The 14,415-nt window shown below is 45.9% G+C and carries 11 protein-coding genes; 7 read left to right on the top strand and 4 right to left on the bottom strand.

What is annotated here, in order from left to right; translation table 11 throughout:
- The first annotated feature begins 106 nt into the window (after positions 1-106).
- Together IPP66_02720 and IPP66_02715 are read left to right on the top strand one after the other, a co-directional pair.
- Positions 107-664 (top strand): RNA polymerase sigma factor, encoded by a 558-nt coding sequence (locus tag IPP66_02720; GenBank protein ID MBK9924181.1) that lies wholly within the window; start codon positions 107-109, stop codon positions 662-664.
- Position 665: 1 nt separating this feature from the next.
- Positions 666-1,463, top strand: coding sequence for a hypothetical protein (locus tag IPP66_02715; protein MBK9924180.1), 798 nt, complete (start codon positions 666-668; stop codon positions 1,461-1,463).
- A gap of 182 nt (positions 1,464-1,645) precedes the next feature.
- On the opposite strand, the gene IPP66_02710 is transcribed toward IPP66_02715, so the two are convergent.
- On the bottom strand, positions 1,646-2,233 hold the full coding sequence (locus IPP66_02710) for a TetR/AcrR family transcriptional regulator (protein MBK9924179.1): 588 nt from the start codon (positions 2,231-2,233) through the stop codon (positions 1,646-1,648).
- A gap of 177 nt (positions 2,234-2,410) precedes the next feature.
- Between IPP66_02710 and speB the strand changes: the two genes are divergently transcribed.
- Positions 2,411-3,358, top strand: coding sequence for an agmatinase (gene speB, locus IPP66_02705; protein MBK9924178.1), 948 nt, complete (start codon positions 2,411-2,413; stop codon positions 3,356-3,358).
- A gap of 146 nt (positions 3,359-3,504) precedes the next feature.
- Here the strand turns inward: speB and ettA are convergent, their stop codons facing one another.
- Positions 3,505-5,178, bottom strand: coding sequence for an energy-dependent translational throttle protein EttA (gene ettA, locus IPP66_02700; protein MBK9924177.1), 1,674 nt, complete (start codon positions 5,176-5,178; stop codon positions 3,505-3,507).
- Positions 5,179-5,409: 231 nt separating this feature from the next.
- On the opposite strand from ettA, the gene IPP66_02695 reads away from it, so the two are divergent.
- The 4 genes from IPP66_02695 to IPP66_02680 all read left to right on the top strand — a co-directional run bounded on the left by IPP66_02695 (position 5,410) and on the right by IPP66_02680 (position 10,158).
- Positions 5,410-6,048: a thymidine kinase gene (locus IPP66_02695; protein ID MBK9924176.1), complete on the top strand. Its 639-nt coding sequence runs from the start codon at positions 5,410-5,412 to the stop codon at positions 6,046-6,048.
- Positions 6,049-6,056: 8 nt separating this feature from the next.
- Complete coding sequence (locus tag IPP66_02690) at positions 6,057-6,935, top strand: HAD family hydrolase (GenBank protein MBK9924175.1); 879 nt, start codon at positions 6,057-6,059, stop codon at positions 6,933-6,935.
- Between the two features lie 50 nt (positions 6,936-6,985).
- Positions 6,986-7,879 carry a GAF domain-containing protein gene (locus IPP66_02685; protein ID MBK9924174.1) on the top strand — a complete coding sequence of 298 codons (894 nt, stop codon included), beginning with the start codon at positions 6,986-6,988 and terminating at the stop codon, positions 7,877-7,879.
- 167 nt (positions 7,880-8,046) lie between these two features.
- A complete protein-coding gene (locus tag IPP66_02680) occupies positions 8,047-10,158 on the top strand; it encodes a hypothetical protein (GenBank protein ID MBK9924173.1) in 2,112 nt (703 codons plus the stop codon).
- 542 nt (positions 10,159-10,700) lie between these two features.
- Here IPP66_02680 and IPP66_02675 read toward each other — a convergent pair.
- On the bottom strand, positions 10,701-11,030 hold the full coding sequence (locus IPP66_02675; protein ID MBK9924172.1) for a winged helix-turn-helix transcriptional regulator: 330 nt from the start codon (positions 11,028-11,030) through the stop codon (positions 10,701-10,703).
- A gap of 392 nt (positions 11,031-11,422) precedes the next feature.
- Complete coding sequence (locus IPP66_02670) at positions 11,423-14,197, bottom strand: hypothetical protein (protein MBK9924171.1); 2,775 nt, start codon at positions 14,195-14,197, stop codon at positions 11,423-11,425.
- Positions 14,198-14,415: the final 218 nt, after the last annotated feature.

The raw sequence follows: 14,415 nt of genomic DNA, 5'->3' as shown, positions 1-14,415 counted from the left end.
CCCAACTTCCTCTTCCGTCTCTAATGGAGCTAGGGCAGGCGGGTTACTATCTTTTTCCCTGCCGGCGGATATTATAGTATAGAGAATTCTCCTGAAAGGTCCGTGCATGGAAGATCAAATTGCAATATCTTTACTCAAACAAGGCAACTTGAACGGTCTGGAAGCTCTTGTAATTCGTTATCAGGCAAAGGCGGTGCATGCCGCATACTTGATCACGAATGAGCGCGCTCTGGCAGAGGACGTGGTACAGACGGCGTTTGTCAAAGTCGCGCAACGTATCCATCAGTTCGATGAGAAGCGTGAGTTCCATCCCTGGTTTTTTCGTATTGTGGTCAACGACGCTCTGAAGGCTGTGAATAAAAGGCAACATAGTGTGTCTCTTGAAGAACTGGATGAGCCGACCGAGAGAATCGCAAAGTGGTTGACTGATCCGAGTCCACGACCCGACCAGGTGTTGGAACAAAAAGAACTACGCGAAAATATCCTGAATGCCATTCATAGTCTCTCTCCAGATCAACGCGCTGTTGTTGTGATGCGGTACTACCTGAACATGAGTGAGGCGGATATGTCCGCAAAAATGGATCGTCCGCTCAGCACCATCAAATGGTGGCTACGAGATGCTCGCAAACGCCTGAATGAGTTAATTACTTACGACAGGAGCTAACATGGATAACAAAGAAATCCAATCCATCATACAAGATGCGGTGGAAGATGAAATCCCCGCTTCACAAATTGATCTTTGGCAGACCGTGAAAGCCAGCCTTGTTGAGAAACAATATCAACAAGGAGTAAAAATGAACACAATCAAATCTCGCAGGGTACCGCGCCTTGCATTCACGATGTTGACTATTGCCATCCTGCTGGCACTGACTTTCCTCACCCCGCAGGGACGTGCCTTCGCACAAAACATTTTCCAGTTCTTCGTTCGTGCCGATCAGGATCGTTATCCGCTTCAAACGTGGCAAATGACGCCGCCTGCTCAAACATCGACCGAGTCTCCTTTCAAATATTCGGTTCAGGAAGCGGAGACACTTGCAGGCTATGACGTTCTCAGCCCTGTGGAGATTCCATTTGGCAGAGTTTTTGTCGGCGCTTCTTACGACGAGAAGTATCACATCGTGGCGCAGGCATTTGGTCAAAATGCGAACTATATTGAATTCTCGCTCTGGCAACAGCCGCTCGAATATTACCAACCCTGCGGCGATATCAGCCAACGATGTGACAATATGCTCGGTGGCAATCTTGCAGGTGCCAGCGCCGATATTCAAACCGTGCAAATCGGTGACCTGACAGGTGAGTATGTGGAAGGTGTTTGGAATCTGACGGATAACGGTCCCGTTTGGGAGCCGACGCCTTACCTAAAGACGTTGCGCTGGAAAAACGATACGATGATCTTCGAGTTGGTCGGCGGCATTGACCAGACACAGGATGATCTTGTAAAACTGGCGGAAAGTATTCGTTAGTTGTGAAATAAAAAAGTGACAGTCACCTTGGTGACTGTCACTGCTTATCTCTTCATGTTTTCTACCTGCCACGGTGCGGAGACAAATCTTTGGCATGTTTTCCATCATCATCGTTTCATAGCCGAACCAGTTGCCTGTTTGTTACCTTGTCTTGCTTGTTGCCATCGAAAGAAAGGAGTGATTTAGCCCGTTTTTAGCTTGTCAAGCAATGTCAAAGCGCTCTCTCGAATTGCCGTGCCATGGAATTTGTCAAAGTCTACCCACCGCATAGCTTCGTGTGTGGTCACGAGACAAAATAATGTGTAAGCAGTGTTGTCGCATTGTTTAGGTGTGGCAGAGGGATAAAACACTCTTAGGGTCTTTGCCAGTAAGCGAACCGATTCTCTAAACATATTCTGCAAACTTTGTTTGGCACTTGGATAACGTTCCCTGGCTGTTACCAATACATCTATGATTACCCTATCCCAATCCGCATAATTTGCTTCGGTGTCGAACAGGTAATCCAGCAATGCCGTTTCACTATGCGTTTTGCCAATCTGTTCGAACTTTACACGTACATCTTCTAAATAAACTTGTGTGATGCGTTCGATTAACGCCTCGACAAGGTCATCGCGATTCCCGATATAGTGGCGAATGATACTTCGCTTTACACCTGTTTCTGCGGCTATCTGTTCTAACGATACATCCAGTCCATATTTGACGATGCAACGGGCGAAACCATGTAAGATTTCCTCGCGCCGAACATCGACCAGACTTTTTCGGCTCATCATTTTCTCCGGTTTGTGAAGTTGCTAGAACTCATGTCTACAAAATAGATTGTCACTATTGACAATCTATGTGTTCTATTTTATAGTGGGATAAATAGATTGTCAATAGTGATAATTTTCAATATGAGGTTAATTATGTCAAACTCTCTGCTAAATTCTGACACAGTACCACCAGCCACGATGGTACTCGATTTACTAGAAAAATCCCTTCCTTTTGCCGGCATAGCATCCTTTATGAATCTGCCTTATACGCGTAACCTTCAAGGTGCTGACCTTGTGATAGCTGGCGTGCCGTTCGATGGTGGCACATTCTACCGTCCGGGAGCGCGTTTTGGGCCTCGCGCCATTCGGGAGCAATCGGTTTATGCCTCCGAATTTCAGCCAGTGTATCCATGGGATTATTCCCTGACAGAACGTTTCACTTTGATTGATTTTGGCGATATTGCCCCACTACCGGCTAGCGGCGGTATGGAACTTATGCTGGAACTGACTGAGGCTGTTGCACAGGATGTCTTTAAAGCAGGGGCTGGTTTGCTAACACTTGGCGGAGACCATACCATACCTTACGGCCCCATTCGCGCAGCTGCAAAACACCATGGCAAGTTGGCGCTGATTCATTTGGATGCCCACCAAGACAGTATAGGTAGCGATCAGATTGCACCTGGTTCTCGTTTCATTAACCACGGCACATTCGCCAGTGATTTAGTAACAGAGGGCTGTATTGACCCTGTTCATTCATCACAGGTATACATTCGGACTCATATGCCACCGGTACCCGGTGATGGCTATCAAATCTTTTATGCGAATGAGGCGTTGCAGTTCCTGCCTGAAGTGCTTGCCGAAACAATCAAGGCGCGTGTCGGAAATATGCCGGTCTATCTAACACTTGATATCGACGCACTCGACCCATCGTTTGCACCTGGCACAGGGACGCCGGTCCCAGGTGGACCCACCTCTGCCGATGTCCGTCGGTTTTTGAAGGCTCTCGATGGCCTAAATATCGTAGCGGCTGATATTGTTGAGGTCAGTCCTGTCTACGATCCGTCGCAGACGACAGCGATCACGGCAGCTTTTCTTGCTATTGATCTTTTGTATTTACTTGGAAGTGCGTACAAAAATAGAAGCTGATCCTGAGCAAGCAGTTCTGCTGCGAGAATATTTTGTATGTAAACGACTATTATGTTGTTGGTGATTGTTTGGGGGATACGCTGGACGGTGTCGACAGGATTGAAAAAATGTAGGGGCAAGTCTCAGACTTGCCCCTACGGGAAACATTATCTCTTCAACGTTCTATACTTGACTCTATGCGGAGTGAGATCTTTGCCGAATTTTTCGGTCATCATCGTTTCGTAATCGGACCAGTTGCCGATGTACATCTTTGCCACTGAGTCGCCTTCGTAGACGATGAGGTGGGTGCAGATGCGGTCGAGGAACCAGCGGTCGTGGCTGACGACTAATGCGACGCCTGCGAATTCGGTGAGGGCTTCTTCGAGGGCACGCAGGGTGTTGACGTCGAGGTCGTTGGTGGGTTCATCGAGGAGCAGGACGTTGGCGCCTTCGGTGAGGGTTTTGGCGAGATGGACGCGGTTGCGTTCACCACCTGAGAGGATGCCGACTTTCTTTTGCTGGTCGGAGCCTGCGAAGTTGAAGGATGAGACATAGCCGCGTGAGTTGACTTTGCGTTTGCCAAGCTCAAGATTTTCTGCGCCGCCTGAAATTTCTTCGTAGACGGTTTTCTCAGGGTCGAGGGTGCGGGTTTGGTCGACGTAGGAGAACTTGACGGTGTCACCGATCTTGATGGAGCCGCTATCGGGAGTCTCTTTGCCAGTGATCATTTTGAGCAGGGTGGTCTTGCCTGCGCCGTTGGGACCAATTATCCCGACGATAGAGCCTGGAGGAATAGAGGCAGAAAACCCGTCGAGAATGAGGCGGTCGCCGTAGCTCTTGGTCACCTTGTCAAATTCAAAAACGAGATCACCGAGGCGCGGACCAGGCGGGATGTAGATATCCAGTTCTTCGCGGCGTGCCTCGGCTTCTTGCCCCAATAATTTTTCGTAGGCGGTGACGCGGGCCTGTCCCTTTGCCTGACGCGCCTTGGCTCCCATGCGAATCCATTCGAGTTCGCGGCTGAGAGTCTTTTGGCGCTGGCTTTCGGCTTTTTCTTCGAGGCGCAGGCGCTCTTGTTTTTGTTCGAGCCAGGAGGAGTAGTTGCCTTTGTAGGGGATGCCGTAGCCGCGGTCGAGTTCGAGGATCCAGCCTGCGACATTGTCGAGGAAGTAACGGTCGTGGGTGACGGCGATGACGGTGCCTTTGTAGTCGCGCAGGTGATGTTCGAGCCACGCCACAGATTCGGCGTCGAGGTGGTTGGTGGGTTCGTCGAGCAGCAGCACATCGGGTTCAGTGAGCAGGAGTCGGGTGAGCGCGACGCGACGCTTTTCTCCGCCCGATAAAATTTTGATAGGCGTGTCGCCTGGCGGACAGCGCAGCGCATCCATTGCCACTTCGAGATGGCTGTCGAGATTCCAGGCGTCGTGCTTGTCGAGTTGTTCCTGCAATTTGGCTTGCTCGGCGACGAGGGCATCGAAGTCGGCATCGGGTTCGGCGAATTTGGCGTTGACCTCATCGAAGCGCGCGAGCATTTCGACGATGGGCGCGACCGCCTCTTTCACGACTTCGATGACTGTTTTGGTTTCATCGAGTTTGGGTTCCTGCTCGAGGTAGCCGTAGGTGTAGCCTTTGGCTTGCGAGATCTCGCCGATGTAGTCTTTGTCGATGCCCGCGATGATGCGCAGCAGGGTAGATTTGCCCGCGCCGTTAAGACCGAGCACGCCGATCTTGGCGCCGAAGTAGAAGCCGAGCGAAATATCGCGCAGGATCATTTTGTTGCTGATGGGGATGAGTCGCCCCACTTTGTTCATGGAGTAGATTACGAGGGATTCGTTTGACATAGTGGGGTGATTTTACTCTATGTTTTAAACACAAAGGACACTAAGGGCACAAAGGATTTAACCGCGAAGCGCACAGATGGATTCTTTTTTGGATGATGAAAACCCGCCTCATTCTTAACTGGAGGCGGGTTCGGTTTCGAGGAGCATTGTCTTTGGCTGTTAGCCCGCTGATGACTCTTACTTAGTAATGCCGTAAAATGCTATATAATAAACCTAAGGGAATTGATATCTATGGAACAAAGCGGACACCTTGAAGTTATTTGTGGTTGTATGTATAGCGGAAAGACAGAAGAGTTGATTAGGCGCATAAGACGAGTTCTAATAGCGAAAAGAAAAGTTCAGGTTTTTAAGTCCCATAGAGATACAAGGTATTCGAAATACGAGGTTATAAGTCATACAGGAGAAAAAATAAATGCCATAGTTGTACCCAAAGACCCTCACAAAGAAACAACATCTTCCGAGGAGTTCTTAAAGTTAATAGATTATTCTTTCAATGTAATTGCTATTGATGAAATACAATTTTTTGATGAGAAAATGGCTGGTGTTTGTAACCATCTGGCTAATCTGGGCAAGCGAGTGATTGTCGCTGGTCTTGACCTAGACTTTAGAGGACTACCATTCCGAGGTCCAATGTCTGCTCTTTTGGCTTATGCCGATTCAATAGATAAGCTTCATGCAGTCTGTTCAGTTTGTGGTGAAACAGCATCAATGACCCAAAGATTCATTGATGATAGACCAGCGAAATGGGATGAAACCATTTATGTAGTCGGTGGTCACGATATATACAAAGCAGTATGCCGAGAACATCATTACATTGAAACGCCAGATGATTTATCAAAAAACTACAAAGTGGAAGATCACCCAGAATAAAAGTAATCATGAACACTAAGAAGGCTTTGTTCACTGATTTAGACGATACATTGTATAGCTGGATAGACTCTTTTGCCCCTAGCTTTAGAGCAATGGTGCATGTGTTACACAAAAAAACTCAAATTGAAGAAGAAAAATTAATAGAGTCGTTTAGAAAAGTTTACAACAAAAGAAAAACATTGGACTACAGTTTTGTAATACAAGAACTTGATATTTGGGAAGAGTTGGGGTGGTCAAAAGAGAAGGTCATTAGTGATGCAGTTAAAGATGCAAGAGGAGCGGTCAGCAGGGTCAGGTCTCATCACTTTGCACTTTATAATGGAGTAAGAGATACACTCAAGTGGCTTAAGAGTGAAAATGTTTTTGTAATCGCATACACTAATTCACCAGGCTATATTGCAGAGAGGCGTTTAAAGAAACTTCAAATAGACACCTACATTGATTGTTTAGCCTTTTTTTACGATTATGAAATACCTAAAGACGTTCCAAGTGATGTACAAGAAGCTCGCAAATCAGGCAAACCAAAATCTTCAATTCGTTGCAAGGAAAGATTTGATAATTTAAAGAAACCCGATCCACGACCAATCTATTCACTAATTGAGAAACATCACTTGGATGCTGCAAAGACCTATCTTATAGGCGATAGCATTGAAAATGATGTGTATATGGCGCAGCAAGCTGGTATTTTTGATATATGGGCTCAATATGGCACAATTAACCATAACCCTAAGGATATTGAGACAATAAAGCGAATATCAACTATATCGGAACAAGATCGAAAAAGGAATTTGGAACTACGTGAAATGACAAAGCCAAAGTTTACTGTAAGTAATTTTGCAGAAATTAAAGATATTATTGGCTCAAATCAATTGTCATTTAACTTCTAAGACTTCGAGTCACCTCATTGAAGCAGCCCTCTTTTGGAAGGAATTTTTCTATGGAATCTTTTCTAGACAAACTTCGGTATTTATTTAACCCATCGAAAAAAGTATCTTTAAGAACTGCTGTTGGGATTGCACTTCTCGTTACTTTTGGGTGGGAGTTGATTACAGGTGCGGCTGGTAATTTTGTGTATGACCTATATAAGAATACTGTACACCCGCTTTTGCTAACGAATATCAAATTTAACTATTATGAACTGGTTTCCCTGCTTTTGGTAATAGTTGTTTTATTAGCTTATGTTATAGCCCTTGTTAGAAACCAGCGAAAACGTTTGTTTGGAATAAGAGAATTGAATGAGTTTACTAATATGTTAGAAGAAGGTCGAGCAAGGTTGTATTGGGAGATGCTATCGGAAATCAATAGAATATGTCAAAGAGCTCTAGACGACAAGAACGGCAACCGAATAGAAGATGTTGTTGGGAAAATATTCAAGTCACTGTTTGTTTATTTGGATGTCAAGATATTTCAGGGTGGCGCAATAATGTTACCAGATGAAAAAGATAAGGATGTATTAAAGTTTTGGTTTATGAGTCCAGATCAACCTTTAAGCCCAAAACGATTTAATATTGGAAAAGTTGAAAGGATCGATTTGCCAAGAGGTACGGCTGGGAAAGTGTACTTAATGCAAAAACCCCATATTGTGAAGATTGTTGACCGAGAAAAAGGTATGGCTGACGATACATCATTTCATAATTTCGGACTTGATAGACCTATTACGCCATATGCTGCTTTCATGGCTTTGCCAATTATTTGGAATAACAAAGCAATTGGAGTACTCAGTATAGAATCTCAAAAAAAGGATGGTTTTTCGGATAATGACACATCCTATCTAGAGGAAATAGCAAAGGCTATTGCAGGATTGCTAGTTAACTATGGTTTTCCAAAATAGGAAGGGAATTCTGTCGTTGCAATTTAAATGCATAGCAAAGAGAAATAATGGGCGAATAAACTAGGAGCGCATTTTCAGATGCACAGCTATAAAGTGTTATTGTCTGGGGGTAAAATTGCAACACCAGTTGATTGGCGTACTCGAGAGTACTATCAGAGGAGTAGAAAATGGCGTCTGGAATTCCTAAAAAACGTCTCGTAAAAGCAATCCTTGATACTTTTTCTGAGGCTAGAATACGCTCTGGCTTTCATTTGTTGCCGACAACAAGTGTAGTTGAACGTCTTTCGGATATGAGAAAAGACTCGTTAGAGGAGTTTTTAAAATCATCTACTAGGGGGTCCGCTTTATTCAAAGACCTTGTAGAACGATTTCCAAAAAATATGCCGAGAACGTTTTTCCTTGTCAAATTGCCTCCACGAAAATATACAGATGAACTCGAAGATATTGTTTCAAAACTAGCTAAAAAAGAAAGAGAAAATGCTATCTTTGTTAACTCAAAGATTCGAGCAGTGTATTTGGAAGATGATGGGAATATTATTGGCGATTGGGGATTATTGGAAGTGCCTTTTGCATACGAACGTAAGCTTGAATATCAAATTGGGGATCCACCAGAATCGGAACGCTATGCAGAATTTGAACAAACATACTCTCTTGAACACGCTTTTGTTTGGTTGTTGGATGGGTACTCTCACGGAATAGTATGTTGCTCAGATTTGGCTGCCCTACAAGCAATCCTAAAATATTTTCGGGAAAAGCTTTCACTTCGTCTAGCTGTGCCTAATATGACTGCCGATATATTCACTCGCCTGATTGAAAAAAGCGAGACCAGCAGTGCAACTTTTTCTGGTCTACCGTTGGATATTCCGACCGTAACGGTATATGCAAGAAATGTTGATCAGTCTGATTTATATCAAGAGCTTGAAGGTGATCCCGATAGGGAGCAAACTGCTGGATTTTTCCGAAACGATAACGGCGAGCTTTTTGCTAGCTTTGGGATTTCAAGACGATACGCAAGAATTTGGACGCCATGGCATTACAGCAAGTCTCTACTTGTAGCAGCAGGCAAAGACATTATTAGTAAAACGAATGAAGAGCTATCAGCAGAGTTTGAAAATAACTATTTGAGTTATCTATCTTATTTCTCAAATGTGGATGTAATAGTGGGTGATAAAACTCTTAATGGTAAAGCCAGAGAATTATTCCAAAAACTCCTAGGTGAAATCCTAAACTCACATCGACATCGGAATGAGGCAGTAATTGATTTAGATTTTATCCATGAGTTGATTGAATTTCAATCAAAGCTTGATTTGCAAGTATCTTTTCAATTTGAATGTCCGAATTGTGGCGGCGGTTTAGGTAGATGTCCAGATTGTCTTCTTCCATATAGTGTGAAATTTGATGATGATGTTCTTAGTGTTGCTTGTCCTAGATGTAAGCGTGAAGTTTCGTTCGAGGAACCATTGATTTGCGAATGTGGAACTGAAGTAGAACTTGCTGAATTAGAAAACCATGTTCAAATTTACCCTGGGTATCATCTGTTGCAGTCAATCGAAGATTTTGTAAGTCAAAATCTTGATGAATTTAGTTGGCGTGGAGTGTTTGTTGTTAACGGATTAGTTCTAAAGCTCTTCGAGAAAAAATCTCCTAAAAAGGAACTGCCTGGACTGATTAGATTAGATCAACTAGGTCTATGGCAAGAAAAAGCCAAGTATTCTAGCAGGAGAACTTATCAAAAATATCTAGGGTTGTTAGGTGTAACCAAGGAAAAATGTTACCGTAATGATTCTCCCCCAACTATTCAAGGTTGTGAGGATTGTAAAGCCACTATGATTACTGAAAAGCAGATTCGCAAAAGGAAAGAGATCTGTCTGCCAAGAATCTTTGGATTACCGATCGAAGAAAAATTCGATGGCATTCATCATGGTTATGAGATTGCAGATATTAAGTATGAGGATTCGCTTGATGGCACAGCAATTAGCTTAGGCATTCATTTAAAGAGTCGAACAACATCACGTCCCAAAGGATTAGGAAAGAGCGTTTATCCAATAAAATCTTTATATACGCAGGCTTTCTATTCTGCCTATCAGGTTTTCAAAGGTGATGCCGATTTTGATGTTATAGGAATATCTATTCCTAATGCTGTTAGGAAAGAAGTTGTTGATTCAATTCAGATGCTGCTAAACAAGTTAGGCTATTCGTTACTTGTGATTGATGAAAATGATTGGTTGAAAATATTCGATGCGGCGCTAGAGACAGTTGCATTTGAAGAAGCTGTTTAATTTTAGAATCCAAACGGGGGAGGGAAGAGTTGGTCAACGGACCGCTTCGTGTCACGGATCCGCGGACGAGAACGGACCTCACCCAGAAGGTGGTGATTGATCGGCGTGTCGAGTGACCTATCCCCCCGCCCTTCCCAAATGGGAAGGGGGCTGGTCGATTGATGGTTATGGCGGTCTTCCAAGGATAATTTTGTTCGAGGAAGTCTGGGCTTCTCCCCCTTGGGGGAGACGGGAGAGGGGTTTGTTTTGACCCCCTCTGTCCGTTGGACATCTCCCCCAAATACGACAAGGAAAATTTGGGATGCGAATTGAACAGTTGAATCGTCGGATTTGGTGGAGACTCGGCGATGGGCTTTTCCCAGTCCGCTTGAGCGGGCTTTGTAGGTGTAGCCCAGACGTTTACGTCAGGGCGGTGTTTGGGAATGTGATAAGTCCAAGTGGAAGAAGGCACTGTCCGCTTTGGGAGAGATAAGGTCTTGAAGAATTTGTCCGTGGTGGTGAGGAAGATCAAAGAATTTATTTCAAATAAATCTTGATCTTTTTCATAGCGTCTTCCCCTTCGCCCGTGGACGGCGTCGATTCATTTGAAGCTCTTCCTGCTCCTTAGCAGGGTAGAACGAGAGCGCTTTTTCAAGTAATGCTTTCAACTCATTCAAGAACGGGTAACGCGGATTGAATTCATACGGGCGTGTCCGCCCGATAGAACGGCTGACGAGGATGCCGCCTTTTTCGAACTTGTCCAATTGCATTTGGATGGGCTTTAAGTCCGTGCCATAAAAGCTGGCAATCTCTCGCGCGTAACCTTCATCACGAGTAAAGATGTATAACAAGACCCTTTCCGCATTTTTGGAACCTAGAAGCACTTCGATCATAAAATTTCTCCTGACGTCTATTTGACGTTGTATGACTTCTAATTGACGTCATTGTAACATGGTTCAAGAATGCAAGGCATGAGGATGCGCGGTTCACAGTGATAAAAATAATCAATGCCACTTTAAAATGAAAGAGCCGGGCCTCCAGACCGGCTCTTTCATTTTCCAAGGAGGAGAAGAGAAATCACCTTACAAAGTCAACTGTATCATGTGCCTCCGCAGACTGCTGGACGCATCCCCTACGTCACACAAACGATTGCACAACTCTTCCATGAGTAATTTTTAATCATGTTTTGTTTTTGCGTTTTTTATTGAAAATTTGCATTCATATGATTAATACAAAAAATCCCCACGACGTATAGCCGTGGGGATTTTTATCTTATCGTTTCGTTTTATCGTTCAACGAGAATGAACGCGCCAGAGAAATTAACCGTGACCGTTACAACGTTCCCAACCTGTTTCACGCCAGAGATGATCGTGCGGGTATCTTCAGGGTTATCCGGGTTGAGCATGAAGCTGGTGCCCTCTTCAAAGAGTGGCAATGTCACCCAGCCGCCAACACCGTCATTCAAGGTCGGGTCCCAGAACAGGATGGAATATCCTCGGCCTCGTGAATCTTCGGGGATCAGGAAGTTGATGGTAACCGTTCCGTCTTCATTCAGGATGACGTTGCCTTCACCATCCAACAAGCTGACAGTAACGCCTCCTGCGAAGTTCGTGCCTGCTCCCAGTTGCCCGGGCAGTTCCGCCTCTGACAGATCTTCGATCAGGCTAAAGCCTTCATACGGACAACCAACCTTCATCCATGTGCCATTCGGCAGTTTCAAGATCGTGCCGGAGTACAGTTCACAATCCTGTTCAACAGGGGTCCCGCCATTGGAGGGGACTTCCACAACGAGCGGTTCCTTCGTCTCAGTGGGTGGTTCTTCTACCGGGGTGCAATCTTTCGATTCAGGGTCACTGATGTCGAGCAGGTAATCGCCCAGGGTGTTTCCGCTGAAAGTAGATGGAGTGACAAAGGTCAGTGTGCCCAGCGGTCCGGGCTTGACCATCAGACCGTATTCGCCATTGTTGGTAAATACGCCGCCATCTACATTGACGACGATATTGACAACTTCATCTCCCAAACACATGGATTCAACAGTGGATGTGCTATACACTTCAACACCATTGCCGTCAGCGGTTACGTTGACGAGGTCAACCTGTCCGCCTGTGGCGACCCACAAACCAACCGCAGTGTTGAGGTTGAAAGTGCTGTCGCTGACGAAGATGTTGCCGGTCTCTGTGATCAGAGCCGCGCCGATACCGGTCACATCATTGCCGGTGACGGTGACTTGGTCAAGGTTGATGTTACCTTCAAATGTGCCAGCGTAGATGCCGAAGGAACCATTCTCAACGAAGACACTGTTGTTGACAAAGATATTGCCAAGTCCGTAGGAATTTAAGTACGCGCCTTTGATCTTGTTGAGAGATGCGGTGACATTGTTGAGCGTAATATCACCATCCTCGTTTTGAGCCAGGACGCCGAAACTTCCATTGCCGTTGAAGTGGCCGCCCGTGACAGTGATCGCGCCATTGCCGCCGGTGCTCAACACAGCACCTGCACCATACATGTTGTTATCAGCATTGACATCCGTTAATGTGATGTCGCCACCATTGCTGTTGGCATAAAGCCCGGGATCTTCGGGGAAATTAGAATTGACATTTGAGTCGAAGGAGCTATTGGTTATCGTAATATCGCCTTCTACTTCAAGGTAGGCGCCATTAGATCCGTTGTACGAGGAAACTACATTGAGAAGTGTGATCGTGTCGCTTGATTCAGCATGTAAGCCAGTCCAGTCGTTGCCGGTGGTGGCGTCTGTGCCGAAGTTGCTATCGCTGACGTTGATCGCGCCAAAATCGTACGTTGTATCGAGAATAGCCCCAGTGTTATTGGAGAAGGCGTCAACGTTTGTCAGGGTGATGGTTCCGTCTGTGAGGATATCCAAACCTGTGCCATTGAACTTGCCATTGAATTCGCTTTGGTCAACGGTCACATTGCCGGTACCGTCTTCGTCTGCGCTGGTTAGCACGGCTCCATTCAGGCCATTGGTGTTTGCTTGAATATTTGCAACGTCAATGCCGCCACCTGCGTCAATGACGAGACCATTGAAGCCATTGCTATTGAAGATGCTTGCGCCTGAGTTGACGGTAACAGCCCCAGCACCTGCACACAAACCGGCTGTGACATCGCCATAACCGCAACTATCGAGGAAAGCACCTGTCAGCGTGTTAGAGCTTGCTGAAACAGTATCCAGATCAATGGTCCCGCCTGAAGCGACTGTAAGGCCGTTGCCTGCGTTGTTATCGAATTCACTGTTGGTGATGTCCACGTTACCGGTGCTATCTATCACAGCGCCGTCACCAAATCCATAGGTGTTTGCGGTAGTGCCGTTCACTGAAACGTTGTCTAACGTAACGGTCCCAGTGTTTTGAATGGACAGGCCAAAGCCTGCATCGTCACCTGCGGTGATGTCAAAGTCATTGATGGTGATGTTGCCGGTCCAATTTACAAAGACCATGGAGACATCGGCGAGGGATGTGCCGGTGACCGTGGTGTTATTGCCTCCGCTCCAACCGCCCTGAACGGTCAGGTTGTGATTGTTGAGGTTGGTGAGTACTGCGCCATCGAGGATGATCTGCGAATCATCGTTGCCATTGTAGGTATCCTCGACCCAGATCACACCGTTGCCGGTATAAACAGGAGTGGCGGATGCCGCATCGGCAGTGAGCGCGGCGATGAGCGATGCGAAGTCGCTGTAACTGCTGGTACAGCTAGCATCTCCGGGTGTTGCTCCTTCCGGGCACCACATCGGGTCGGCAGTGGCGATGATCTCGGCGGCGGCTTCTGTTGCCAGAGGCTCAACGTCGCCTTCTTCATTGACGACCACCAGTTCTGTGTCTTCCGGTAGTTGTTCAAGGATCTCGGGCACCGTGACGGGGTCTGTAGCAACGGGCGATTGCTCTTCCGTAGGCGCGACGGGTTGTTCTCCGTCGGTGGGCGTGCTTTCGCTTACGGGGTCTGTGCTTCCATCGTCGGCATAGACCGTTGTCGTACGGATGGCGCTGGTGGCCACCACAGCAACGATCACCAACAAAAGCATGAATTGATTGAGTGCTTTTTGCATATTGAATTCTCCTGAAAAAAAATAATAGTATGGAAACCTTCTGTTCATATAGTACCGACCGGATGTTATTTTGAGAAGCAATGCTTTTGCAATTGCTTTGCATTTTTGCAAATTTATATTGTTGCGGTACTTAAGTATGACCAGTACAGTGGCCGCGAGTTGATTTAAAGTTTTTGGGAGAAATCAGAGTTCTTTTCTCTTGAACCCCATGTAAGCAA

Origin of the sequence: Candidatus Defluviilinea proxima, assembly GCA_016721115.1 — a bacterium.
Taxonomy (GTDB): Bacteria; Chloroflexota; Anaerolineae; order Anaerolineales; family Villigracilaceae; genus Defluviilinea; species Defluviilinea proxima.
The sequence above is the reverse complement of the archived record's forward strand: the minus strand, read 5'-3'. Positions and strand labels throughout refer to the sequence as shown.